Here is a 23,936-nt window from a genome sequence, read left to right as displayed (position 1 = left end):
GTATTTTATCGCTTAAATTAGCTAACCTCACCTTGTTCTGCAGAGCATAAAGCGGTCATGTTCAGGATTCGCCTGACAGAGGCAAAAGGCTTTAGAACGTGTACGGGTTTTTCTAAGCCCAATAAAATAGGGCCAATGGTTACCCCGTCACTTAAGATGCGAACCATGTTAAATGAAATGTTGGCGGCGTCTAAATTAGGGAAGATAAATAAATTAGCTTCACCGTTAAGTTTGGAGTCGTTTATCACGCCTTTTCTTAAATTTTCAAGCAACGCAGCATCGGCTTGAATTTCGCCTTCAACTTCAAGTTGAGGATGTTTTTCATGAAGAATGCTAACAGCGTTGGACATTTTTTTTGCATCATCATCATTAGCGCTGCCAAAATTAGAATGTGATAGTAAGGCGGCTTTAGGGGTGATGCCAAATCGTTTAACATGGTTAGCAGACTGCAATGTCATGGCAACTAGCTCATCAGTAGTTGGGTTGTTGTTTACCATTGTGTCGCAAAAGAAGAAAACGCCTTTTTGTAATGAAATGGCGCTCAGTGCCGCTACATTTTTTACCCCGTCTGCTTTATCTAAAATATCGGTAATATGACCAAGGTGTCGGTGATAATTGCCAACCATGCCGCAAATCATAGCGTCAGCTTTGCCAAGCTTGACAAGTAAGGAGGCTAAGACGGTTGTTTTTGTCCGCACATAATTTTGCGCTAAGGTTAATGAAACACCTTTTCGCCCTTTTGCTTTATGGTATTCGGCAACACATTCGCGAAAGTAAGGGTTGTTGTCTGGTTCAATAATTTCAACTTGATCTAGTATTGATGTTTCAAGGCCTAATCGATCAAGTTGTTCAATAATGACCTTTTTACGACCTATAAGAATGGGCGAGGCTAACTGCGAGTTAACGATCTCTTGTACGGCGCGGAGTACTCTTCCATTCTCCCCTTCGGCATAAACGACACGCTTTGGTGTGAGTTTGGCTTGCTCGAAAATAGGCTTCATGACCATACCTGAACGATAAACGTAGCGTTCAAGCGAGGCTCTGTAATGATTAAAGTCTTTAATTGGTTTGGTAGCAACACCACTTTCCATAGCGGCTTTGGCAACAGCTAATGGTATTTCAATAATAAGATTAGGATCGAAAGGACGAGGAATTAAGTATTCGGGTCCAAAAACAGGGGTCTTTCCAACATAACTATCACTGTCGTCATTTACTGCTTTTTGTGCCAACTTGGATAGTGCGCGGATACACGCAAGTTTCATTTCTTCGTTAATGGTAGTTGCGCCAACATCAAGTGCGCCCCTAAAGATATAAGGGAAACATAGCACATTATTCACTTGATTTGGATAGTCAGAGCGACCAGTTGCAATAATAGCGTCATCCCTTACTTCTTTAATCTCTTCGGGTAGTATTTCGGGTGTGGGGTTAGCAAGTGCGAAGATGATAGGTGATTTGGCCATTTGTTTGACCATGTCTTTAGTCATCATGCCGGCCCGTGATACGCCTAGGAAAATATCTGCTCCGACAGTGGCTTCGTCTAAGGTTCTGATGTCAGTTTTAGTCGCGTAGCGTTGTTTGCGATCATCCATTCCTTCAGTTCTGCCGTCATGGATAATCCCTTTACTGTCGCTGACGAGAATGTTTTCTCGTTTGAGGCCCATTTCAACAAGCATATCTAGGCATGCAATACCGGCCGCACCTGCTCCAGATGCAACAAGTCGAACCGTTGAAATGTCTTTATTGGCTACTTTTAAGCCGTTAAGGATAGCAGCGGCTGTGATAATGGCGGTGCCATGTTGGTCATCGTGGAAAACAGGGATGTCAATTTTTTCACGAAGCTTTTTTTCGATGAAGAAACATTCGGGTGCTTTAATATCTTCAAGGTTAATGCCGCCAAAGGTGGGTGCTAGGCTGGCCACAATATCAACAAATTTATCGGGGTCTTTTTCATTGATTTCAATGTCAAAGACATCTACGCCGCCAAACTTCTTAAACAGGACGCCTTTGCCTTCCATAACTGGTTTTGAGGCCAGTGGGCCTATATCCCCTAAGCCAAGGACGGCAGTACCATTGGTAATTACCGCCACTAGGTTGCTTCGAGCCGTATAAAGTGCGGCAGAAGAGGGGTCTTTGGCTATTTCTAAACAGGGTTCTGCCACGCCGGGGCTGTAGGCCAAAGCAAGGTCGGTTTGGTTACTCAGTGCTTTAGTTGGTGTAACTTCAATCTTTCCAGGCTTCGGATGTTGGTGATAATACAGCGCGTTCTTTATAGGCTTGTCAGACATAATTTAAGTAATAGTTTGGTTGATGTCGAAATAATAGTGTCATTATACGTTAAACTAGGCGGTTAATTGCTAACTTGGCTTACGAGTTAGATGTTTTATTTTTACAAATACAAGTTTTAAATATGAATGCACTTGAAATAAATCAGCTATACAAGCGTTACGATAACGACTTTCTTGCGGTTAAAGGTATAAATTTAGAGGTCAAGCAGGGAGATTTTTTTGCACTATTAGGTGCAAATGGCGCAGGTAAGTCCACCACAATAGGCATTGTGGCCTCGTTGGTTAATAAGACATCAGGTACTGTTAAAGTCTACGGGCATGATTTGGATACTGACCCGGAAGGGGTGAAGCGCTGTCTTGGTTTGGTGCCACAAGAGTTTAATTTTAATCAGTTTGAAAATGTCTTTGATATCGTCGTGTCTCAGGCCGGCTATTACGGTATTCCTCGAAAAAAAGCGCTGGAAAGAGCTGAGATTTGTCTAAAACAGCTAGAGCTTTGGGGTAAGCGTAATGAGGCAGCAAGGGAGCTGTCAGGCGGTATGAAACGGCGGTTGATGATTGCGCGAGCATTGGTGCATGAGCCGAAATTACTAATACTCGACGAACCTACAGCTGGTGTTGATATTGAAATACGTCGGTCAATGTGGCGCTTTTTTAAGGAAATAAATGCTGCTGGAACGACGATAATTCTAACCACCCATTATCTAGAGGAAGCAGAAAGCCTGTGTAAGCATATTGCCATTATCAATAAAGGTAATGTGATTGAGAATATGGATATGAAGGGTTTGCTGGAAAAAGCAGATGAAGAAGTTTTTGTATTGAGCCTTGAGCGACCGGAAAAAGAGCTGCCAGTAATAACGGGTTGTAGAATAGAGCGTTTGGATGAAACGACATGGCAGGTTAGCGTGCGCAAGGAGTCGGGAATACACGCCTTATTTGATGAGTTAACTCAATTGGGTATAAAAGTATCGGGTATTCGTAATGAATCAAACAGGCTAGAACAGCTGTTTCTTAAGTTATTAGTAAAGAAGGGTAAGGATAATGTTTAATAAAGAATACTGTGTTGCGCTAGAAACAATAACGTATAAGGAAGTTAGACGTTTTCTACGTATTTGGGTGCAAACTTTATTGCCATCGGTGATTACCACAACGCTTTATTTTCTTATTTTTGGCACTTTAATTGGCTCAAGAATTGGGACGATGAATGGCTATGATTATATGGACTTTATTGTCCCTGGGCTTATTTTAATGGCGGTTATTAGTAATGCCTATTCAAATGTAGTTTCTTCTTTCTACAGTTCAAAATTCCAGCATAATATTGAAGAAATGTTGGTTGCACCTATTCCCGGTTGGATCATTTTGACAGGGTATATTTCTGGTGGGGTGCTGAGAGGGCTGATCGTGGGGGTTTTGGTGACGATTGTGTCCTTGTTTTTTACAGACTTAAATATTGCGCACCCGGTGATGATGGTGGTTGTATTCTTGTTAACAGGGGTGTTGTTTTCAGCGGCGGGCTTTATTAATGCAGCCTATGCAAAAAGCTTTGATGATATTTCAATTGTGCCAACGTTTGTTTTGACGCCTTTGATATATTTGGGAGGGGTGTTTTATTCGATTGACTTATTGCCAGAGTTTTGGCAAAACGTATCATTACTCAATCCAGTACTTTACATGATCGATGTATTTCGGTTTAGTATATTAGGGGAGTCTGATATACCGCTGTTATACGGCTTTATCGTTATTGCGACATTTATTGTTTTTATGTTGGGGGTCAGTTTAAGGCTGCTTTCTAAGGGAATTGGGATAAGGAATTAGTTAACGAGATTGAATGATGCGGTGCGATAGGATAGAATTCGAAAAGTTTTATAAGTAATTTTTCTAGAAGTATTGACGGCAGGTCAGCGGGTTATAGTCGCTACTCGACATTAAACGTGCAGTCTGCTTAAACAAACAAACTTAAATCAATTAAGAAGCCTAATCAATGAACTACTTTAAGATCAAAGAAGGCTTGGACCTGCCAATTAAAGGCGCGCCAAGTCAAGTTATTTCAGAGGGTAATCAGGTTTCCAGTGTTGCCGTTTTTGGCGAAGACTACATAGATATGAAGCCTACCATGCTGGTTAAAGAAGGTGATCGTGTCAAGCTGGGGCAGATTTTATTTACCGATAAAAAAACCGAAGGTGTTAGTTTTACATCGCCTGGTTGCGGGGTTGTCAAAAGCATTAACCGAGGTGCGAAACGTGTGTTACGCACGGTTGTTATTGAATTAGACGGTGACGATCAGGTTGAGTTTACCAAATACTCGTCTGAAAAATTAGCGAGCCTTGATGCGGTAGATGTTGTTAAGAACCTAACAGAATCAGGTTTATGGACAGCTTTTAGAACGCGTCCATTCAGTAAAGTACCTGCGCCAGCTACTCGACCTGTAGCGATTCATGTGTCCGTTATGGATACTAATCCATTAGCGGCAGATCCAAGTGTTGTTATTGCCGAAGATGCAGATGCATTTAAAGATGGTTTAACAGTGATCTCTCGCCTGACAGAAGGAAAGGTGTATGTGAGTAAGGCTGTCGACGCAGACATAGCAGTTCCCGGCATGGTCGAAGTCGCTGAGTTTTCTGGACCACATCCAGCAGGTCTTTCTGGTACGCATATACATTTTATTGACCCTGTTCATTCGAAAAAAATTGCGTGGACCATTGGCTATCAAGATGTGATTGCCATTGGTAAATTATTTACATCGGGTCTTTTAAACGTTGAACGGGTCATTTCGTTAGCCGGCCCCAAAGTTCTTAAGCCGCGTCTTATTAAAACTAGACTGGGTGCAAATACAGAAGAGTTGGTTAGAAAAGAAATTGAGACGGGTAATGTGCGAATTATTTCGGGCTCTGTTTTGTCAGGTAGAAAAGCGAATAACTGGGCATCTTATTTAGGTCGTTACCATGTTCAGTTGTCAGTACTTCAAGAAGGAAGAGAGCGTCAGCTGCTAGGGTGGCTAAACCCGGCAGGCGAGAAATTCTCTTTTACAAATGCTCTGCTATCTAGTTTTAACCGTAAGAAAAAAATGGCAATGGATACATCAGCACACGGTAGCCCACGTGCCATGGTTCCTATTGGGGTATATGAAGGCGTGATGCCGTTGGATATTTTGCCAACACAATTACTTCGAGCCTTAGTTGTTATGGATGTTGATGCAGCTGAATCACTCGGTGCATTAGAACTAGACGAAGAAGATTTAGCGTTATGCTCATTTGTAGATTCAGGAAAGCATGATTTTGGTAAGGCGCTACGCGCTAATTTGGCACACATTGAGAAGGAGGGTTAATGTCTCGTTTAAGGAATTATTTAGATTCAATACACCCGAAGTTCGCTAAAGGCGGATCACTAGAGAAGTATTATGCGATTTATGAAATGGTGGATACCTTTTTATATACGCCTAAAGATGTTACCGCAGGCACAACGCATGTAAGAGATGCTATTGATTTAAAGCGTATCATGACGTATGTATTCATCGCGGCGTTACCTTGTGTGTTGATGGCAATGTGGAATACCGGCCATATGGCGAACATGGCGATGGCTGAGTTAAACATGACATCGCTAGATTCATGGCGTGGTTTTGTAACAAATGCGGTCGGCTATAACCCAGACAGTCTTGTGGCAAATATGGTACATGGTGCCATGTACTATATACCCATTTATGTTGTTACCGTATTAGTAGGCGGTATTTGGGAAGTCTTATTTGCAATTGTGCGAGGGCATGAGGTTAACGAAGGGTTTTTCGTTACATCAATGCTGTTTTCGCTGATTTTGCCGGCCACAATTCCTCTTTGGCAGGTAGCTATTGGTATTTCATTTGGTGTTGTTGTTGGTAAGGAAGTGTTTGGTGGTACAGGTAAAAACTTCTTGAACCCCGCGTTAACAGCACGTGCGTTTTTGTTTTTTGCTTATCCAGCTCAAATGTCAGGTGATGCTATTTGGACGGCTGTTGATGGGTTTAGCGGTGCGACGGCTTTAGGCATGGCTGCTGCGGGTGGTATTACAGCAGTAACGACATCAGGAATTACTTGGATGGATGCGTTCTTAGGAACGGTGCAAGGCTCAATGGGTGAAACCTCAACACTTGCGTGTTTAATTGGGGCGAGCTTTTTGTTATATACCCGAATTGCTTCGTATCGCATTATGTTAGGCGTCTTAGCTGGCATGATAGTCACCAGTACTATGCTTAATTTAATTGGTAGTGACACAAACCCTATGTTTGCAACACCTTGGTACTGGCATGCTGTATTAGGTGGTTTTGCATTTGGTGCCATCTATATGGCAACGGACCCTGTGAGTGCGGCGATGACAAACACGGGTCGATGGGTGTATGGTCTATTAATTGGTCTGATGGTGGTTTTAATTCGTGTGGTAAACCCTGCTTTCCCAGAGGGAATGATGTTGGCCATATTGTTTGCCAATATGTTTGCACCATTGATTGATTATTTTGTTGTTCAGTCAAACATCAAAAGAAGGGAGAAAAGAAATGCCTAATGAAAATGAAGCGAAGCCAGTAGGCAAAATGAACTTCCTCGCGTTATCAAACGATAGTACGCTTAAAACGTTCATCATGGCGACTTTAGTGTGCCTAGTATGTGCAGTTTTTGTGTCAATTTCAGCTGTTGCACTTAAACCACTACAAGAACTTAATAAAGAGCTAGATAAGAAGAAAAATATTCTTCAAGTAGCGGGTTTGTATGAGCAAGGCGATGATATCGAAGCGGCTTTTTCAAAAATTGATATTAAGCTTGTTGATTTATCAACGGGTGAGTATGTCACCGATATGGATCCGGCAACATACGATGTAAGACGAGCAGCTAAAGACCCAAACTTGAATGTAACAATACCTAAGTCAGATGACCTTGCTAATATCAGGATGCGACCGAAATATATGCCGGTTTATCAAGTGAAAGAAGGTGATGCTGTGAAGCAGCTAATTCTTCCAATCAATGGTTATGGTTTATGGTCAACCTTGTACGGTTTCCTTGCGGTAGAAAATGATGGCCAGACCATTGTTGGTTTAAGCTACTACGAACACGCAGAAACCCCAGGTTTAGGTGGGGAAGTAGATAACCCAAAATGGAAAAAAATATGGGATGGAAAGAAAATCTACGGACCAGAGGGTGATGTTGCAATTAAAGTCATTAAGGGAACGGTTGTTCCGAGTGCACCTAAAGCGGAATATCAAGTTGATGGTTTAGCAGGAGCAACATTAACAAGTCGTGGTGTGAGTAATATGCTGAAATATTGGATGGGCGCTGAAGGGTATCAACAATACCTGAATAAAGTTCAAGAGAATGGAGCGTAACGATGAATAAAGAAACTCAAAAAATTATATTAGACCCATTAGTTGATAATAACCCTATCGGCTTACAGGTTTTAGGGGTTTGTTCAGCGCTAGCTGTAACAACAAACCTGGGGACGGCACTCGTTATGTCATTAGCCCTGACATCAGTGACAGCGTTTTCGAATCTATCAATTAGTATGATTCGTAATCATGTTCCTAGTGCAATCCGTATTATTGTTCAAATGACGATTATTGCATCGCTGGTTATTGTTGTTGACCAAGTGTTGAAAGCCTATGTTTATGATTTAAGTAAGCAGCTGTCTGTATTTGTTGGGTTGATTATTACTAACTGTATTGTGATGGGACGTGCAGAAGCATTTGCAATGAAAAACCCACCAGGACTTAGTTTTTTAGATGGTATAGGAAATGGCCTGGGTTATTCGCTTGTTCTAATGTTTGTAGGTACATTTCGTGAGCTCTTGGGCTCAGGAAAATTGTTTGGTATAGAAATCCTATCAACTGTAAATGATGGGGGTTGGTACGTACCTAATGGTTTAATGTTATTACCACCGAGTGCATTTTTTATCATAGGTTTAATGATCTGGGGTGTTCGCTCATTACGTCCTGCACAAGTTGAAAAGGCAGAATTTAAAATCAAAGAAGTTAACGGAACGGAGGTTGCGTAATGGAAGCTTATATAAGTTTATTTGTTAAAGCGGTTTTCGTAGAAAACTTAGCGTTATCTTTCTTCCTTGGGATGTGTACGTTCTTAGCTGTTTCTAAGAAGGTTTCTACCGCCATGGGTTTAGGTGTTGCCGTAATTTTGGTGCAAACGTTAACAATGCCACTGAATAACATTTTATACCAAGGTTTACTTAAAGAAGGTGCGCTTGAGTGGTTAGGGCTACCAGAAGTTGATTTAAACTTTTTAGGATTAATTGTTTATATTGGCGTTATTGCGGCGGTCGTTCAAATTCTTGAAATGGCGATGGATAAGTTTGCACCAGCACTCTATAACGCACTGGGTGTGTTTTTGCCGTTAATTACCGTGAACTGTGCGATTCTAGGTGGTTCATTGTTTATGGTAGAGCGAGATTATAATTTAGGCGAAAGTTTAGTCTTTGGCTTTGGCAGTGGCTTAGGCTGGGCACTAGCGATTACAGCCATTGCAGGAATAAGAGAAAAGCTAAAATATTCAGATGTACCTGATGGCTTACGTGGATTAGGGATTACCTTTATCACAGCAGGCTTAATGGCGATGGGCTTTATGGCATTCTCTGGTATTCAACTGTAATTAGGAACTCAGTATGTTAGAAATTGGTTTAGGTATAACGTTTTTTACCGGTATTGTCTTAATCCTGGTGATGATTATTTTGGCGGCAAAGTCAAAATTAGTAGCGCATGGTAATGTCAAAATATTAATTAACGGTGAAAAAGAAGTAGAGGCACCTGTGGGTGGCAAATTGCTAGGCGCATTAGCAGATGCTCAATTATTCGTTCCTTCAGCGTGTGGAGGCGGGGGCACTTGTGGCCAATGTAAGGTGCGTGTTCAAGAAGGTGGTGGCTCAATGTTACCAACCGAAGGTGCTCACATTAATAAAGGTCAGCAACGTGATGGTGAGCGCTTATCGTGTCAGTTAACGGTTAAACATGACATGAAAATTACAGTGCCAGAAGAAGTGTTTGGTGTTAAGAAGTGGAAATGTAAAGTTAAATCAAACCATAACGTAGCGACATTCATTAAAGAACTGGTTCTTGAATTGCCTGAAGGTGAAGATGTTGGCTTCCGTGCGGGTGGTTATATTCAAATTGAATGTCCACCGCATGTTGTAGATTATAAAGACTTTGACGTTGAAGAAGAATATAGAGCTGATTGGGATCACTTTAATATTTGGCGTTATAAATCTGAAGTTGATGAAGAAGTATTAAGAGCATATTCAATGGCTAATTATCCTGAAGAAGAAGGGATAATAATGTTAAATGTTCGTATCGCTTCACCAGCACCTAATGCGCCAGAAGGCACCCCACCTGGGAAAATGTCTTCTTATATCTTTAACCTTAAACCGGGCGATGAAGTTACGATATCTGGCCCTTATGGTGAGTTTTTCGCCAAAGAGACAAAGTCTGAAATGGTCTTCATAGGTGGTGGTGCAGGTATGGCGCCGATGAGGTCGCATATTTTTGATCAACTACGTCGGATTAAAACAGATCGAAAAATATCATTCTGGTATGGTTCTCGAAGCCTAAAAGAAATGTTCTATGTGGAAGATTTCGATATGCTGGCGAAAGAAAACGATAATTTTGAGTGGCACGTTGCTTTATCAGATCCACAGCCTGAAGATAATTGGGATGGTTTGACAGGTTTTATTCATGAAGTTTTATTTGAAGAATACTTAAAAAATCATCCAGCACCTGAAGATTGTGAGTTTTACATGTGTGGGCCACCAATGATGAACGCAGCGGTGATTAAAATGCTTCAAGACCTTGGTGTTGAAGATGAAAATATCATGCTCGATGACTTTGGTGGATAATTGAGTTTACTTAAGCACCCCGCTAAAAATGTAATATTTTTAGCGGGTTTTTTAATATTTCTCAGCTTACTTAATGGTTGCGATTCGCAGCATAAATCAGCGTTTACATTAAGTGGCGAAACGATGGGTACGACCTATCACATAACTATTGCAGCAGATCAATTAAATGAAACGCAAGAGTCATTAAAAAAAACAATAGACTTACGCTTAGTTGAAATTAATCAGTCATTCTCGACGTATATTGGTTCCTCGGAAGTGTCTGTCTTTAACGACTCTAAGGACCAGCAGTGGCACAAAAAATCTAAAGAGTTTATAAATGTTTTAGCACACGCTCAAAATATAAGTGATATTACTGAGGGTGCATATGATATTACTGTCGGACCTTTAGTGAACCTATGGGGGTTTGGCCCGACATTTAATGTCGATGAGATGCCAACTGAAGTTCAGATCAAGGAAGTCCTAGCTAGTGTGGGCTATCAAAATATTGCTTATAACCTAGACACGCTCGAGATTAAAAAGTTAAACGATAAGGTGTATATCGACTTTTCGTCTATTGCTAAAGGCTATGCTGTCGATGAAATTGCAGAACTTATTGAGTCAAGAGGCTATAGCAACTATATGGTCGAGATTGGCGGAGAAATGCGATTACGCGGTAAAAACGCACAAAATACCTTATGGCGTATAGCAATTGAAAAGCCAGACTCAAAAAATCGTTCAATCCATCGCGTACTTAAGGTAAGCGATACGGCTATTGCTACCTCAGGTGATTATAGGAATTTTTTCGAGAAAGATGGTGTTCGTTTTTCTCACACTATTAATCCCACAAATGGCCAACCCGTTCAGCATAAATTGGCCTCAGTTACTGTGCTGGCAGAAAATAGTATGAAAGCAGATGCTTGGGCAACAGCTTTTATGGTATTGGGTCATAAAAAGGGGTACGATTTGGCTGTGTACAATAGATTAGCTGTATTATTTCTGGTGAAGGATGGTGATAGCATTAGAGAAATAGCAACACCAGAATTTACCTTAATGACCCAGGGGTTATCATCATGAATATATTTTTAGTAACGTTTTTAGTTTTCATGCTAGTAGTGATATTCATGTCTGTTGGTGTGATCTTTAGCAATCGCAAAATCAAAGGCAGTTGTGGTGGTCTTAATAACATTGATGGGCTAGAAGGTGATTGCGCTCTTTGTAGTAAAAAAACCTGTGATAAAAAGAAAAAGATGGAAAAGTTAAACGCTTAGTCATTCTTACAATAAGTTTATAGGATATAAGGGGAGTAGATGTTTAAGTCAGTATTAATAAAAGACTACATGGCCACTAATTTAACGACCTTCACGCCAGGACTGGAAATTTCCCAGGCGATTAAGTATTTAAATACGCATAAAATATCTGGCGCACCGGTGGTGGATGAGCGTGGCACACTAGTAGGAATGTTGTCCGAAAAGGACTGTCTTCAAGTGGCATTACAGTCAACCTACTATGAAGACTGGGTGGGTGGTGTCGTGTCAGAATATATGACTGAAGAATTAGAGACAGTGCCAGATACGGCCAGTATTGTAGACGTTGCTGAGAAATTTTTAAAATCATCATTTAAACGTTACCCAGTACTCGATGAAGACGGCGAATTGGTTGGTCAAATTAGCCGGAGTGATGTACTTAGAGCACTGGATGAACTTTGGTAAGCTTTGTCTGAAACATACTACTGGTACGATTACGAAACAACGGGCATTGATCCTGCTAGAGATCGTGTGGTCCAGTTTGCGGGTATACGTACGGATTTAAACTTTAATCCAGTTGCAAACCCCGATGTTTTTTATTGCAAATTGCATGATGATATCTTGCCTCACCCAGAAGCGTGCCTAATTACTGGAATTACACCACAACATGCAATCAGCGAAGGTTTATTAGAAAGCGAATTTATTAAGCGAGTGCACTGTGAGTTTAGTACGCCTCAAACATGTGTCGTTGGATACAACAGTATTCGATTTGATGATGAATTTACAAGGCACCTTTTATATAGAAATTTTTTCGACCCTTATGCCCGTGAATGGAAGTCTGGCAACTCACGTTGGGATTTAATAGACCTAGTTCGATTGACACATGCTCTTAGACCAGATGGAATTAATTGGCCACAACGTGAAGATGGCGCGGCTAGTTTTAAATTAGAAGAGCTGACTAAAGCGAATGGTATCTTGCATGAGGCTGCACATGATGCCTTATCAGATGTATATGCCACTATTGAATTAGCAAAGCTTATTAAGCAACAACAACCTAGAATTTATAGTTGGGGCTTATCACTGCGAAATAAGAAAAAAGCCGCGGAAAACCTTGACCTGATACACAATACCGCTGTTATACATGTGTCGAGTAAATACCCTGCCGCACAAGATTGTTTAGCAGTCGTTGTCCCCATTGCTGCTCACCCAGTGAATAAAAATGGAGTGCTGGTTTTTGATCTATCTGCTGACCCAACAGAGCTTATTGACTTAACAGCTGAAGAAATCCACCAGCGATTATACACACCTACGGCTGAATTAAATGAAGGACAGAAGCGCCTGCCTCTTAAGACCGTTCATATTAATAAATCACCAATGTTGGCACCCTTAAGTACCCTGACTACAGAGGTCAAAAATAAATTAAATATTGATTTACTGCGGTGCGAAGAAAATAGGCAAAAAATACTCGGTGCGGGTATTGAAAAAAAACTAGCAGAAGTTTTCTCTATTAATACATTCGAAAGTGCTACAGACCCTGATTTAATGCTATATAGTGGCGGTTTTTTTAGCCCTATAGATGTGCAAAATATGACGCAAATACGTGCTTGTCCAATAGATAAATTGGCAGAGTTATCGTTGCCATTTGAGGATGAGCGTTTAGAAGAAATGTTGTTTCGTTATAGAGCAAGAAATTACCCGGAAACTCTTAACGAGGTGGAAAAAACGCAATGGCAAGCATATCGCCACGACTGTTTTATTAAAGAACATAATGATGGACGTTTAACCTTAAAAGCATATTTTGAAAGGCTTGATGAGTTAGTGGTTGAGGGTGATTGGAGTGAGGAACAGCAAGTGCTACTAGAAGAATTAATTGATTACGGTGAAGCAGTTGCCGACAGTTTGGTATCAGACTAAATTTTTATTCATTGGCTTTAATCGCTAACAAACCTGGCCGGACTGCAAACAACTTGAAGGTATCATGAAAAAAGATTAAAGGTGTTGGTAGAATGTCTCCGATAAACCTTATCCCAAGCGTTAAATCATAATTGGTTTAGCGTTAACGATTAACAAAGCGCAGGAAATAGCATGGCAGAAACAGTAGAAGAGCTAACCGTTAGTTATACAGATGGCGGTATTGAAACAGTAAAAGAACTTGATAAAGTCGTTCTTTCAAAGGGTGCATGGGCGACCGTTATATACAAGCATCAAGATTGGAATCGTACAAAAGAAGAGTATGGCCCTGATAAATATACCATTCGTCGTTATCAAAAGCGTAATGGTGAGTACCAGCAGAAATCAAAGTTCAATATATCGAGTGCTGCCCAAGCGGAAGGTATTATTGCGGCATTACAAGGTTGGATAAAAGAATAAGCAAGTCCTGTTAGTAGCAAGGGGATTTGAAAGCTTGTTAATAATCAAAGCCAGATAAATACCATTGAGTGCTTATCTGGCTTTTTTGTTATATCACACTGTATTGTTTTTCATGTTTAAAGAAAAATAGGACGAGCAAATACTTAGTGAGAGTTAGTTTAATGCTGCTTTTCACCGTAAAGCTTAGCGTATAAGCCCTGTTGTTCAATAAGTTTGTTGTGATGGCCTTGTTCGCTAATAATGCCGTCTTCAAAAACATACACATGTTGGGCCTGTTTTATGGCACTTAAGCGATGGGCAATAATGATTGTGGTGCGGTCCTTTAAGAAAGACCGCATTGATTTATGTAATTGAAACTCAGTTTCGCTATCCAGCGCTGAGGTTGCTTCATCCAGAATAACGACCTTAGGTTGGCTAAGGATCATTCGAGCAATGGCTAGCCGCTGACGCTGTCCACCGGATAAACGTACGCCTTGTTGACCGATCAATGTGTCCAGTTGCTGAGGTAATTGTTGTATGGTTTGTTGGAGTTGTGCAATAGACAGTGCGTGCCACAGCTCATTATCATTTAAAGAACGCCCCATTGTTAAGTTGTCACGTATAGAAGCATTAAATAATACGGGGTGCTGAAGTACGGTTGATACATTGTCACGAATGGTATCAAAACCTATCTGAGTGACCGGAATATTATCAAAATAAATCATCCCGTCACTGATAGGGTATAAACCAAGTAGAGCCTGCACTAATGTAGATTTGCCGCCACCGCTAGCGCCAACCAAAGCAATTTGATCGCCTGACTTAATATCCAGTGTGATGCCATTGAGAATGTTTTTGTGACGACCATACGAAAAATGAATGTTTTTCATTTGAATAGACACAGAGTGTTTATTTTTAAAGGGGTTAACTTTATGTGGATAACGAGGCTCATCTTTTAAAGTAATGAGGGAGTTTATCCGCTCGAGGGCGGCGTTTGCGGAGAAGAAACTTAATTGAACGTGCAGTATTTCTTGGACTGGACCCATCATAAACCACAGGTAGCCAAAAACGGCGAGCATCTGGCCAATACTTAGGTCGGCGTAGACGACCATGAACATTGCAAGAGCTCGAAAGATATCAAAACCGAATAAAAACACCATAAAACCTAGTCGGTTTGCAGTGTCACTCTTCCAAGAATAACTACTGGCGCGAGTTCTAATAGTGTTAGCTTTACCAATCAATAGGGTTGTGTAATGTTTGCTTCGGTTATGAGCGCGAATTTCTCTTATCGCATTTAAGGTTTCAATAAGGGATTGTTGGAAGTCTTCAAAAGCCAAGTTTTCGTTAGCTTTTAAATGTTTAACCCGTTTGGCAAAAATGGTGGTGAAATAGATGACTGCAGGGTTGAGAAAAAGAATAAAGAGGGCAAGCTGCCAGTGCATCCAAAGCAGAACAATCGAGGTTCCAAGAACAGTAAGAATGGCCACTAACAGCTTACTTGTTGTACTGCCAATAAACTGGTCAACGGTTTCAATGTCAGTAATAAAATGACTGCTAATGGTTCCACTTCCAACGGTTTCAAACTCGGTCATTGAGATAAAAGGTAAACGTTGTAATAAATGCCGACGAATTTGAAAAGTGATTTCTTTAGCGGTCAGAGTAAATAGACGGCTTTGTAAAACGTTAAAAAAAAGTGAGATAGCCCTTAATAAAAGTGTTAATAGTAATAAGGCGAGAATATATAAGACAGGCCCGTGCCAAACAGTAGGTGTTATTTGTTGGATTGTTTGTACGGCAACACCGGGCTGTTTAAGTAAAACCTCATCGACTAATAATGGCATTAGAAGGGGCACAGGAACACTCGCTAAAACAGCGATCATGGCCATAATATTTGCTTTTATTAAAGAGGCTCGATGCTTTTTTGCCATGCTCAGCAAAGTTTGCCATCGGTAAGTATTATGGAAATGAAAATCTTCGTTTAGGTTAGTCAAAGTGAGCCTTATATCAAAGTATTTAACGGTTAAATGAATATTCTAATGGATAGGCCAATTGATGTTGAGCCAATTGCTTAGTCGTTAAATAAGCGCTTAAGTTATTAGCCCACCTATAGGCGTTGTGAGATAGAATAAAAATTGTAATGAAGGTCTTTTAAGTGAAGTGGAATATTTGCCAGGAGTTAAGTTAAATGAGTATTGAGTTATTGTTGGGCGTTGTAATAGGTACAGTTTTTGGTTTTTTCTTATCCTTGCTATTTAAAAAAGGAAAAGATGGCAGTTCAAAAATTAAAGCGCTAGAAGCTGAACACGAAGCATATCGTAAACAAGTCGATAATCATTTTGTTAATACAGCTGTCTTGTTTAAAGGCTTAACAGACCAATATCGAGATGTTTATCGACATATAGCGAACGGAGCAGGTGAGTTATGTTCTGATGAAGCAAAAGCACTTCAGGTCGATCTAGAAGAAACAGCTTTGCTTGCTATCCCAAATGAAGAGCTTGAAGTAGCACAGAAAGAAGGGCCGGTTATATCAAAAACAACGACGAGAAAAGAAGAGCCTCTTGAAGAAGACAGTGAGAAAGTAACTGAGATGGATGCACCTGAAAGTAACCCAACAGATGAGGATGATATTCCGCTGGCTAGCGAGGTGGAAATGTCTGCTGACATTGTTGAAGAAATTAAAAATCAGGCCAATAAAAAAAGCTAATGATGCCTGTCTTGTTGGTGCTGTAGCTCACCTAGATGTTAATCGGTTGTTAAGGGTGAAAGAAAAAGGTTATTTGCTTTGTCCAATGCTATAAAAGCCGACATTTTGTTGGTGCTGGTAACAATATTAGCGGCTATCAGTTGGATTTTTTCAAAAGAGGCCGTTTTGTTAATGCCTCCTCTTTTATTTATATGTTCGCGCTTTTTATTAGCTGGTTTGTTATTGCTGATAGTGGGTTTTAAGCAATTGAGTGTCTTAAGTTGGAATCAGTACCGACAAGCTATTATCGTCGGGTTTATCTTTGCTTTAGGAATGTGTTTTTGGGTATTGGGGCTTCATTCAGGTGTTAGTTTGAGCGTAGCGAGCTTTATCACAAGTTCGGCGGTTATTTTTTCACCTATTATTTCAAAAATATTTTTTGCTGAGAAAGTGCCTTCTACTACATGGTATGCAATCCCCTTTGCCTTAGTGGGCCTAGCTTTCTTGTCCCTATCTGGAGAATTTGAGATACAAAAAGGGCAATTACTCTTTATTGTATCGGCGCTTTTTGTGGCCCTGTTTTTTGTATTGAATTCTCGAGCAGCTAATCATCGTGAAATAGTTGTATTAGGTGAGGTCACCCGGGTTAGTAAAAGAGTCCCAGCATTGCCATTAACGGCGATAGCCTTGGTAACTGTTGGTGTGTTAGTGGGTATGCTGTCCTTTATCACGGAGGGTTGGCTAGAGGCGGCAGAAGGGTTTTCAAGCACATTGCTGGCTTGGGTATTGGCAAGCGCATTTATTGGCACGGCGCTACGTTTTTTTATGCAGACCCATGCGCAAAGCCTGTCAAGCAACAGTCATGGCGTGGTTATCATGATTGTGGAACCAATTTGGACAGCGCTTATGGCAGCCGCTTGGTTTGGAGAAAGCCTGTCAGAAAAAGAGTTGATCGGTTGTGTATTAGTTTTTATCTCCATCATTATTATTCGTTGGACATTGATACAGAGATTGTTGAAACGTGCGTCAGCGTGAATAAGCTAGGTTCTGTTTCTGCTAAGCCGTTCTTTAGTCGTAGAAGGAATATAAAGTAGCTGATAGCAATATGAAGATGATTCATTGAGAGCTATAAAATATTACGTTATCCCTTTAAAATAGCGGCTTTATTTTAATTAAATGGACAAGGGTATGATCATTAAACCAAAAACTCGTGGCTTTATCTGTACAACAGCACACCCTGTTGGTTGCGCTGAGAATGTCAACGCGCAAATTAAGCTGACACAACAACAAGGTCCGGTCAAAGATGGGCCTAAAAAAGTGCTGGTTATCGGGTCTTCAAGTGGTTATGGTCTGGCCTCTAGAATTACGGCAGCTTTTGGCTCGGGTGCTGCAACTATCGGTGTTTTTTTTGAAAAACCCGGTAGTGAGAAAAAGCCCGGCTCTGCAGGCTGGTATAACACGGCTGCATTTGATGTTGAAGCAAAAAAAGCAGGTTTGTATGCGAAGCATATTAATGGCGATGCTTTTTCAAATGAAGCGAAGCAAAAAACCATTGAGCTGATTAAAGAAGATTTAGGTGAGATAGACTTAGTTGTTTATTCACTGGCTTCTCCTGTCCGTAAAGTTCCGGGTGCCGACCAGCTGACGCGGTCATGCTTAAAACCCATTGGTGAAACATATCGGTCAACCGCGATTGATACAAATAAAGATACTATCATTGAGGCAGAAGTTGAGCCTGCAACTGAGCAAGAAATCAAAGACACTGTGACTGTCATGGGTGGGGAAGACTGGGAGCTGTGGATGGATGCGCTGAGTCAAGCTGGCGTGCTAGCAAAAGGCTGTCAGTCGGTTGCTTATAGCTATATTGGGACTGCCATTACGTGGCCCATTTATTGGGACGGAGCATTAGGTAAAGCTAAAATGGATTTGGACCGTGCAGCAAAAGCAATTGATGAGAAACTTAAACAGCTTAATGGTAGTGCGCATGTCGCCGTATTGAAATCGGTGGTAACGCAAGCCAGTTCTGCTATTCCAGTGATGCCGTTGTATATTTCAATGGTGTTTAAGGTGATGAAGGAAGCAGGTATTCATGAAGGTTGTATCGAACAAATAAACCGCCTTTTTAGAACGCAACTGTTTAATTCCGGAGCAGAAAAGAATTTAGATGATGCTAATCGCTTACGTTTAGATGATTGGGAGCTACGTGACGACATTCAACAACAATGTGTTGATATTTGGCCAACGGTAACAACAGAAAATTTATTTGAATTAACAGATTATGCGAGTTACAAAAAAGAATTTCTTAATCTATTTGGTTTTGAATTAGCAGCAGTTAATTACGATGAAGATGTCAATCCGCTAGTAGAGTTTGAATTAGAAACACTCTAGTTGTTGTCTTACAGGATGCTTTGATTAGGCAAAAATTTTATGGATAAAAAAGACGCGCACATCATTGTAGTCGGTAATGAAAAAGGGGGGACAGGTAAGTCCACCCTTGCCATGCACATCATTGTTGGTTTACTCGATAAGGCTAAAAAAGTAGCGGTTATCGATTTAGATGCACGGCAAAAAAGTGTAGCGAGATATTTGCAAAACAGGCAAACGTTTATGGCAAATGGTGGAACCAAAGTTGCTATGCCAGCGTTTAAAGTAGTTGGTCAATCGACGGCTAGTTTAGTTAAAGACAGGGAAGTCGAAGATCAACAGAGTTTGCAAGAGGGGCTTGATGAATTCAAACGTGATGTCGATTTTATTGTTATTGATTGCCCAGGAAATGACACCTACTTGTCACGTTTGGCGCATGCCTTGGCAGACACCTTAGTTACGCCTTTGAATGATAGCTTTATAGACTTGGATTTATTGGGTGAGGTATCGGCGGATTCCTTTCAAGTTAAAAAACTTAGTTTTTATACGGAAATGGTTTGGGATAGCCGAAAGTTTCGCTCAGCGAGTGGTAAACCGCCGATGGATTGGGTGGTGGTTCGAACGAGACTGGCATCGCTAGATTCAAGAAATAACAAACGTGTACACAGTGCCTTGGAATCATTACAAAAGCGAATTATGTTTCGTTATGTGCCCGGTTTATATGAACGCGTTATTTATAAGGAACTGTTTCCAAGTGGTCTGACGGTATTGGATCTCGAAAAGGTTAATAGTTTATCTCATGTCGCGGCAAGGCAAGAAGTTCGTTCGTTAGTTGATAGTCTTAACGTGGTGGAATGATCGCTCAGCTGACTGCAGAACAGGAGCAGCTGGTTATTGATGAAACCGCTCGATATATACAATTGGCGAACAGCTTATTGAGTACGGATTATCAAGTTATTCCAGTTAAATTTGATCTGACTGGTCACACGATTGGCATGTATAAAAGATCTCGTGAGCAAATATTAATCCGTTATAACGCGCTTATATTTTCAAAATATTTCAAACAAAATCTTCAGCAAACTGTGCCACATGAGGTTGCGCACTATATTATTGATAAACAGTTTAGTAAGAAAAAAGTGTTACCACATGGGCCAGAGTGGCGAGCTATGATGCAACAGTTTGGCGCTAAAGCGAGCCGAACAGCGCAATATGATTTGAGTGATATCCCTAAGCGACGATATTCAACAGTCCCTTATCGCTGCGATTGCCAAACGCATCAATTAGGTGTTCGTCGGCATAATAAAGTTGTTCAGCGCAAAACCAACTATTTTTGTCGTCAGTGTGGCGAGCTTCTTAAGGCTGTATGAGCTGGTTTGTCTACATTATTGAAGCCAGTGATAGTAGCTTGTATACAGGAATAACAACGGATTTAGACCGTCGTTTTCAGCAGCATGCGAAGGGGCAAGGTGCGAAATATTTTAAAGGTCGCCGACCTGTTAAATTTGTCTATAGCGAGAAGGTGGATAATAGAAGCAGGGCTAGTATTCGAGAGGCAAGCATTAAAAAATTAACGAGGCTGCAAAAACTGCAATTAATCAGGCCTTGAATGATGCTGAGTTTGGCCCCATATTTTATTCTATTAAAAACTTTATTAACGCTTAGCCTATGACTGATTCAATAAAAGTAGTTTGCACATCCTGTGATGTGGTTAATAAGCTGCCGAGTGATAAATTAACTGCTGGTGGGCGTTGTGGTCAGTGTAAGAAAAAGTTATTTGCTGGCAAATATGTCACCCTAAAAGCTTCCAATGCGCAACGCCATTTTGAACAAAATGATCTTCCAGTTGTAGTAGATTGCTGGGCAGGGTGGTGTGGCCCATGTCGGTCTTTTGCGCCGACATTTGATCAGGCAATAAAAAAGCTAGAACCCAAAGCGAGATTTGCTAAGTTGGATACAGAGCATGAGCAACGGTTAGCCGCTCGTTTTAATATTCGAAGTATTCCGACCTTATTAGTGATGAAAAATGGAAAAGAGCTTGCTAGGCAAGCAGGCGTCATGAATTTATCACAATTTGAGCAGTGGCTGAAACCTTATATTTCTTAGCGCGAGACTGGTAATTTATAGGGCGATTGAGCTCTTTTAGGGGGGGGGCTTTGTTTGCTGTATTAGTTTAGCTCAGCTGAGTGCCAATGTTAATGGAGCACCGTTGGCCCACTGGTTTTGCCGGTGGAAAATAGCTGTTCGATATCAATGGCGTCAAAATGATAATGCTGATTGCAAAAATCACAGTGTGTGTCGACAGCACCTTTTTCTTCAAGTAATGAGACTAACTCTGCATGCCCGACAGTTAATAAGCCCGCTTCAATCTTTTCTCTAGAGCAACTGCATTTAAACTGTATCGCTTGTGGCTCGTAAAGTGTGACGCTTTCTTCGTGGAAAAGGCGGTGAATAATGTCCTCAGCTGTTAACTCAAGCAACTCATTGCTTGTGATGGTGTCTGCTAACATTTCTACGCGCTCCCAATCAACTTGTTCGCCGTTATGTGCGGGCAACTCTTGTAGCAAAAAGCCAACGGCTTTGTCGCCATTTACGGCAAACCATAGGCGTGTTTTAAGCTGCTCAGATTGCTTAAAGTAAGACTCTAGTGCATCGGATAGGGCGTTGCCTTCCAAATTAACAATTCCCTGATAAGGTTTGCCCATAGTTGGTTTAAGCGTAAGAACTAGTCGAGCATCAGCAAATAAGTCTGCCAGGTTTCCGGGCTTCACATCGCCATCCCAATGGGCTAAGCCGCGCACGTTTTGACGGTCACTTGCTTGAGCCACCAGCATGCTAATCGGTCCGTTCCCTTGAATCTGCAGAATTAATGAACCATCAAATTTCAATGTAGCAGATAAGAGCAGCGAGGCGGCAAGCGCTTGCCCTAATTGTTCAGCAACACTGGTAGGGTAGTTGTGTAAGGCTAATGCAGCTTGGAAACTGGTATCTAACGAGACAATTTCACCCCGTACGCCTAGTTCTTTAAAAAGAAATCGAAAGAGTTGGTCTTTATTTTCGTTTGACATAGTAGAGCTGCTCGCCTGTGCTGTTTTATCTAAAAATAGAGCCAACATTATATGACGGAATGCCCAATAACAGCGGCCAAGGCGTTATTTTCTTTATTGTATGAGGTAAGATATAAAACATGTTTGATAAAAAACTTATATTGCCTACAAAAGATCAAGCCTTGCCGGGTCGTACCGAATCGATGCCTGTGCCAAGGGAGCATTTTGTTTATTCTGGTCATGTTTTGGTCCCGCCTTTCCCTGATGGCCATAAAACAGCCTTGTTTGGTTTAGGCTGCTTTTGGGGCGCAGAACGTAAATTCTGGCAATTGGAGGGGGTATATTCAACAGCAGTCGGTTATGCAGGGGGCTACACCGCTAACCCAACATATGAAGAAGTATGTTCTGGGCAAACCGGCCATAATGAAGTTGTGTTAGTTGTGTATGACCCAACAGTTATTTCCTATGACAGTTTGCTAAAAGTATTTTGGCAGTCGCATGATCCGACGCAGGGGATGCGTCAAGGAAACGATAGAGGTACGCAATACCGCTCAGGTATTTATTATGCGACAAACGCAGAAGCGACATTGGCCAAGCAATCTAAAGAGTTATTTGAGCAGAAACTTAAAGCTGCTGGGTTAGGTGATATTACAACGGAAATTTTGCCAGAGCCTAGCTTTTATTATGCTGAGCATTATCATCAACAATATTTAGCGAAGAACCCGGGCGGTTACTGTGGCTTAGGTGGAACAGGCGTTACATTTTAAAATACATGCCTTAATAAATTCGATTTCTGCCTTGTTCCTTTGCTTTGTATACAGATTCGTCCGCCATTTTAATGAGGGTGTCGACTGTTTGCCCTGTGCTGGGAATGCAAGTACCTATGCCGATGCTAATGGTGACATAATCAGCGGCAGTGTTACCAGAATGCTCCCAATGTAAATCAAAAACGGCTTTGCGAACACGTTCGGCTATGACTTGAGCACCATTTTTGTCAGTGTTGGGCAAAATGATGGTGAATTCTTCACCGCCATAACGAGCAGATAGGTCAGAAGGGCGAAAACATTGGCCAGAAATAACCGAAGCGACGGCTTTTAAACAATTGTCTCCTGTTTGGTGACCATAGATATCATTAAATTGCTTGAAGCAGTCAATGTCTATAAACAATAGTGATATAGGTGTTTGATTTCGTTCTGCTAAATTCCAATCGCCTTGAAGCCTTTGATCAAATGATCGTCTATTGGCGAGCCCTGTTAGTCCATCATATTGAGCAAGGCGTTCGAGCTTTTCTTGTGCTAATTTTGCTTCTGTCATATTTCGAAGTGATTCAACGACAGCGACTAAATCGCCAGCCTCGTTGTATATTGGCGCTGCATCAATTGCTAGATAAAAATGCCCAGGGACTTTGGGTATCTGACACCAATTTTCAACTCTAAGCCGGTGTTCGTTAACCGCATCGTCGATTTGTAGAGAATAAAGCTCCGCGATTTTATCTGTATCATTCTTTAATAATAAGTCGGCTAAGCAATCTCGTTTTTCATCATAAAAAGCCTGCCAATGATTCTTTGTGCCGATCATGTTTTCAGCCTTACAATTAGTGAGTTGTTCGCAGGCTCTATTCCAAATTAAAACCTCTCCATCTGCATCTAAGGCAAAAGTAGGGGTGACATGATCTTGCATGAGTCGATTAAGGTTTTCTTGCGCAAGCTTTTGTTCGGTGATGTCTCTGATGGTCTCAACAACAGCAATCAGTTTGCCTTTTTCATTATAGATAGCGCCAGCATCAACGGCTAAATAGAAGTGGCCAGGAACATTAGGTATTTGACACCAATTCTGAGCATGGACGCCGAAGTGGTTGTTGTCTGAGTGATAAGAGTATAGGGCTTTGAGTTTATCGACGTTACCGTTGACCAGCAAGTCAGCTAAACAGTCTCTTTTATGATCATAAAAAGCTTGCCAATGGCGGTTAGTGCCGAGCACTTGGTCGGCTTTAACATTGGTTAAACGTTCACAGGCTTTATTCCATATCAGCACTTTGCCATTAGCGTCGAGTACAAACGCGGGGGTTACCAATTGACTCATCAGTGGTTCAAGTAGCTGATCTTTGTTTAACATTTTTAATGCCTTATTGTTTTTC

Annotated in this window: 25 protein-coding genes; 21 read left to right on the top strand and 4 right to left on the bottom strand. The window is 41.1% G+C overall.

Translation table 11 applies throughout. The features are described from left to right. Positions 1–17: 17 nt before the first annotated feature. Complete coding sequence (locus tag CYCME_RS10140; RefSeq protein ID WP_020932949.1) at positions 18–2,285, bottom strand: NADP-dependent malic enzyme; 2,268 nt, start codon at positions 2,283–2,285, stop codon at positions 18–20. 122 nt (positions 2,286–2,407) lie between these two features. Between CYCME_RS10140 and CYCME_RS10135 the strand changes: the two genes are divergently transcribed. The 13 genes from CYCME_RS10135 (at position 2,408) to CYCME_RS10075 (ending at position 13,732) form a co-directional block, all read left to right on the top strand. Continuing rightward, complete coding sequence (locus CYCME_RS10135; protein ID WP_041933058.1) at positions 2,408–3,334, top strand: ABC transporter ATP-binding protein; 927 nt, start codon at positions 2,408–2,410, stop codon at positions 3,332–3,334. Further along, positions 3,327–4,100, top strand: coding sequence for an ABC transporter permease (locus tag CYCME_RS10130; protein WP_015005334.1), 774 nt, complete (start codon positions 3,327–3,329; stop codon positions 4,098–4,100). The genes CYCME_RS10135 and CYCME_RS10130 overlap by 8 nt, the downstream gene beginning before the upstream one ends. Positions 4,101–4,266: 166 nt before the next feature. Then, the gene (locus CYCME_RS10125) at positions 4,267–5,610 is read left to right on the top strand and encodes a Na(+)-translocating NADH-quinone reductase subunit A (RefSeq protein WP_020932947.1); all 1,344 of its coding nucleotides are present in this window, start codon (positions 4,267–4,269) and stop codon (positions 5,608–5,610) included. Then, on the top strand, positions 5,610–6,815 hold the full coding sequence (locus tag CYCME_RS10120; RefSeq protein ID WP_015005336.1) for an NADH:ubiquinone reductase (Na(+)-transporting) subunit B: 1,206 nt from the start codon (positions 5,610–5,612) through the stop codon (positions 6,813–6,815). Before CYCME_RS10125 ends, CYCME_RS10120 begins: the two co-directional genes overlap by 1 nt. Continuing rightward, entirely contained in the window at positions 6,808–7,629 is an 822-nt protein-coding gene (locus CYCME_RS10115) for a Na(+)-translocating NADH-quinone reductase subunit C (RefSeq protein ID WP_015005337.1), read from the top strand. The genes CYCME_RS10120 and CYCME_RS10115 overlap by 8 nt, the downstream gene beginning before the upstream one ends. A gap of 2 nt (positions 7,630–7,631) precedes the next feature. After that, on the top strand, positions 7,632–8,294 hold the full coding sequence (locus CYCME_RS10110) for an NADH:ubiquinone reductase (Na(+)-transporting) subunit D (protein ID WP_015005338.1): 663 nt from the start codon (positions 7,632–7,634) through the stop codon (positions 8,292–8,294). After that, positions 8,294–8,902 (top strand): NADH:ubiquinone reductase (Na(+)-transporting) subunit E, encoded by a 609-nt coding sequence (nqrE, locus tag CYCME_RS10105; protein ID WP_015005339.1) that lies wholly within the window; start codon positions 8,294–8,296, stop codon positions 8,900–8,902. The genes CYCME_RS10110 and nqrE overlap by 1 nt, the downstream gene beginning before the upstream one ends. A 13-nt stretch (positions 8,903–8,915) precedes the next feature. After that, the gene (nqrF, locus tag CYCME_RS10100; RefSeq protein ID WP_015005340.1) at positions 8,916–10,139 is read left to right on the top strand and encodes an NADH:ubiquinone reductase (Na(+)-transporting) subunit F; all 1,224 of its coding nucleotides are present in this window, start codon (positions 8,916–8,918) and stop codon (positions 10,137–10,139) included. Next, on the top strand, positions 10,140–11,192 hold the full coding sequence (locus tag CYCME_RS10095) for an FAD:protein FMN transferase (RefSeq protein ID WP_041932960.1): 1,053 nt from the start codon (positions 10,140–10,142) through the stop codon (positions 11,190–11,192). Then, positions 11,189–11,386 (top strand): (Na+)-NQR maturation NqrM, encoded by a 198-nt coding sequence (gene nqrM, locus CYCME_RS10090; RefSeq protein WP_016389819.1) that lies wholly within the window; start codon positions 11,189–11,191, stop codon positions 11,384–11,386. The genes CYCME_RS10095 and nqrM overlap by 4 nt, the downstream gene beginning before the upstream one ends. A gap of 39 nt (positions 11,387–11,425) precedes the next feature. Beyond that, on the top strand, positions 11,426–11,827 hold the full coding sequence (locus CYCME_RS10085) for a CBS domain-containing protein (RefSeq protein ID WP_015005343.1): 402 nt from the start codon (positions 11,426–11,428) through the stop codon (positions 11,825–11,827). Positions 11,828–11,830: 3 nt separating this feature from the next. Continuing rightward, positions 11,831–13,276: an exodeoxyribonuclease I gene (sbcB, locus tag CYCME_RS10080; RefSeq protein WP_020932945.1), complete on the top strand. Its 1,446-nt coding sequence runs from the start codon at positions 11,831–11,833 to the stop codon at positions 13,274–13,276. Between the two features lie 171 nt (positions 13,277–13,447). Next, complete coding sequence (locus tag CYCME_RS10075) at positions 13,448–13,732, top strand: hypothetical protein (RefSeq protein WP_015005345.1); 285 nt, start codon at positions 13,448–13,450, stop codon at positions 13,730–13,732. 158 nt (positions 13,733–13,890) lie between these two features. On the opposite strand, the gene CYCME_RS10070 is transcribed toward CYCME_RS10075, so the two are convergent. Next, the gene (locus CYCME_RS10070; protein WP_051184141.1) at positions 13,891–15,636 is read right to left on the bottom strand and encodes an ABC transporter ATP-binding protein; all 1,746 of its coding nucleotides are present in this window, start codon (positions 15,634–15,636) and stop codon (positions 13,891–13,893) included. Between the two features lie 257 nt (positions 15,637–15,893). Here CYCME_RS10070 and CYCME_RS10065 point away from each other — a divergent pair, with 257 nt between their 5' ends. The 7 genes from CYCME_RS10065 (at position 15,894) to trxC (ending at position 20,858) form a co-directional block, all read left to right on the top strand. Then, the gene (locus CYCME_RS10065; RefSeq protein ID WP_020932943.1) at positions 15,894–16,412 is read left to right on the top strand and encodes a YhcB family protein; all 519 of its coding nucleotides are present in this window, start codon (positions 15,894–15,896) and stop codon (positions 16,410–16,412) included. 78 nt (positions 16,413–16,490) lie between these two features. Continuing rightward, positions 16,491–17,426 (top strand): DMT family transporter, encoded by a 936-nt coding sequence (locus CYCME_RS10060; RefSeq protein ID WP_020932942.1) that lies wholly within the window; start codon positions 16,491–16,493, stop codon positions 17,424–17,426. A 153-nt stretch (positions 17,427–17,579) separates the two neighbouring features. Continuing rightward, entirely contained in the window at positions 17,580–18,779 is a 1,200-nt protein-coding gene (fabV, locus tag CYCME_RS10055) for an enoyl-ACP reductase FabV (RefSeq protein WP_041933057.1), read from the top strand. A 39-nt stretch (positions 18,780–18,818) separates the two neighbouring features. Beyond that, complete coding sequence (locus CYCME_RS10050; protein ID WP_020932940.1) at positions 18,819–19,613, top strand: division plane positioning ATPase MipZ; 795 nt, start codon at positions 18,819–18,821, stop codon at positions 19,611–19,613. Continuing rightward, positions 19,610–20,122: a SprT-like domain-containing protein gene (locus tag CYCME_RS10045; RefSeq protein ID WP_015005351.1), complete on the top strand. Its 513-nt coding sequence runs from the start codon at positions 19,610–19,612 to the stop codon at positions 20,120–20,122. The genes CYCME_RS10050 and CYCME_RS10045 overlap by 4 nt, the downstream gene beginning before the upstream one ends. Beyond that, a complete protein-coding gene (locus CYCME_RS10040; RefSeq protein WP_020932939.1) occupies positions 20,119–20,361 on the top strand; it encodes a GIY-YIG nuclease family protein in 243 nt (80 codons plus the stop codon). The genes CYCME_RS10045 and CYCME_RS10040 overlap by 4 nt, the downstream gene beginning before the upstream one ends. A gap of 59 nt (positions 20,362–20,420) precedes the next feature. After that, positions 20,421–20,858: a thioredoxin TrxC gene (trxC, locus tag CYCME_RS10035; RefSeq protein ID WP_020932938.1), complete on the top strand. Its 438-nt coding sequence runs from the start codon at positions 20,421–20,423 to the stop codon at positions 20,856–20,858. Between the two features lie 89 nt (positions 20,859–20,947). Here the strand turns inward: trxC and hslO are convergent, their stop codons facing one another. Continuing rightward, the gene (gene hslO, locus CYCME_RS10030) at positions 20,948–21,820 is read right to left on the bottom strand and encodes an Hsp33 family molecular chaperone HslO (RefSeq protein WP_020932937.1); all 873 of its coding nucleotides are present in this window, start codon (positions 21,818–21,820) and stop codon (positions 20,948–20,950) included. A gap of 119 nt (positions 21,821–21,939) precedes the next feature. On the opposite strand from hslO, the gene msrA reads away from it, so the two are divergent. Further along, positions 21,940–22,566 (top strand): peptide-methionine (S)-S-oxide reductase MsrA, encoded by a 627-nt coding sequence (msrA, locus tag CYCME_RS10025; protein ID WP_015005355.1) that lies wholly within the window; start codon positions 21,940–21,942, stop codon positions 22,564–22,566. A gap of 10 nt (positions 22,567–22,576) precedes the next feature. On the opposite strand, the gene CYCME_RS10020 is transcribed toward msrA, so the two are convergent. Further along, the gene (locus tag CYCME_RS10020) at positions 22,577–23,914 is read right to left on the bottom strand and encodes a sensor domain-containing diguanylate cyclase (RefSeq protein ID WP_020932936.1); all 1,338 of its coding nucleotides are present in this window, start codon (positions 23,912–23,914) and stop codon (positions 22,577–22,579) included. Between the last annotated feature and the right edge of the window lie 22 nt (positions 23,915–23,936).

The sequence above is a fragment of the Cycloclasticus zancles 78-ME genome, from assembly GCF_000442595.1.
Classification (GTDB): Bacteria; Pseudomonadota; Gammaproteobacteria; order Methylococcales; family Cycloclasticaceae; genus Cycloclasticus; species Cycloclasticus pugetii.
The sequence above is the reverse complement of the archived record's forward strand: the minus strand, read 5'-3'. Positions and strand labels throughout refer to the sequence as shown.

Bases quoted from the DNA above. Each gene is read 5' to 3' on its own strand.
- CYCME_RS10140 (WP_020932949.1), bottom strand. From the start codon at position 2,285: ATGTCTGACAAGCCTATAAAGAACGCGCTGTATTATCACCAACATCCG.
- CYCME_RS10135 (WP_041933058.1), top strand. From the start codon at position 2,408: ATGAATGCACTTGAAATAAATCAGCTATACAAGCGTTACGATAACGAC.
- CYCME_RS10130 (WP_015005334.1), top strand. From the start codon at position 3,327: ATGTTTAATAAAGAATACTGTGTTGCGCTAGAAACAATAACGTATAAG.
- CYCME_RS10125 (WP_020932947.1), top strand. From the start codon at position 4,267: ATGAACTACTTTAAGATCAAAGAAGGCTTGGACCTGCCAATTAAAGGC.
- CYCME_RS10120 (WP_015005336.1), top strand. From the start codon at position 5,610: ATGTCTCGTTTAAGGAATTATTTAGATTCAATACACCCGAAGTTCGCT.
- CYCME_RS10115 (WP_015005337.1), top strand. From the start codon at position 6,808: ATGCCTAATGAAAATGAAGCGAAGCCAGTAGGCAAAATGAACTTCCTC.
- CYCME_RS10110 (WP_015005338.1), top strand. From the start codon at position 7,632: ATGAATAAAGAAACTCAAAAAATTATATTAGACCCATTAGTTGATAAT.
- nqrE (WP_015005339.1), top strand. From the start codon at position 8,294: ATGGAAGCTTATATAAGTTTATTTGTTAAAGCGGTTTTCGTAGAAAAC.
- nqrF (WP_015005340.1), top strand. From the start codon at position 8,916: ATGTTAGAAATTGGTTTAGGTATAACGTTTTTTACCGGTATTGTCTTA.
- nqrM (WP_016389819.1), top strand. From the start codon at position 11,189: ATGAATATATTTTTAGTAACGTTTTTAGTTTTCATGCTAGTAGTGATA.
- CYCME_RS10085 (WP_015005343.1), top strand. From the start codon at position 11,426: ATGTTTAAGTCAGTATTAATAAAAGACTACATGGCCACTAATTTAACG.
- CYCME_RS10075 (WP_015005345.1), top strand. From the start codon at position 13,448: ATGGCAGAAACAGTAGAAGAGCTAACCGTTAGTTATACAGATGGCGGT.
- CYCME_RS10070 (WP_051184141.1), bottom strand. From the start codon at position 15,636: ATGGCAAAAAAGCATCGAGCCTCTTTAATAAAAGCAAATATTATGGCC.
- CYCME_RS10065 (WP_020932943.1), top strand. From the start codon at position 15,894: ATGAGTATTGAGTTATTGTTGGGCGTTGTAATAGGTACAGTTTTTGGT.
- fabV (WP_041933057.1), top strand. From the start codon at position 17,580: ATGATCATTAAACCAAAAACTCGTGGCTTTATCTGTACAACAGCACAC.
- CYCME_RS10050 (WP_020932940.1), top strand. From the start codon at position 18,819: ATGGATAAAAAAGACGCGCACATCATTGTAGTCGGTAATGAAAAAGGG.
- CYCME_RS10045 (WP_015005351.1), top strand. From the start codon at position 19,610: ATGATCGCTCAGCTGACTGCAGAACAGGAGCAGCTGGTTATTGATGAA.
- CYCME_RS10040 (WP_020932939.1), top strand. From the start codon at position 20,119: ATGAGCTGGTTTGTCTACATTATTGAAGCCAGTGATAGTAGCTTGTAT.
- trxC (WP_020932938.1), top strand. From the start codon at position 20,421: ATGACTGATTCAATAAAAGTAGTTTGCACATCCTGTGATGTGGTTAAT.
- hslO (WP_020932937.1), bottom strand. From the start codon at position 21,820: ATGTCAAACGAAAATAAAGACCAACTCTTTCGATTTCTTTTTAAAGAA.
- msrA (WP_015005355.1), top strand. From the start codon at position 21,940: ATGTTTGATAAAAAACTTATATTGCCTACAAAAGATCAAGCCTTGCCG.
- CYCME_RS10020 (WP_020932936.1), bottom strand. From the start codon at position 23,914: ATGTTAAACAAAGATCAGCTACTTGAACCACTGATGAGTCAATTGGTA.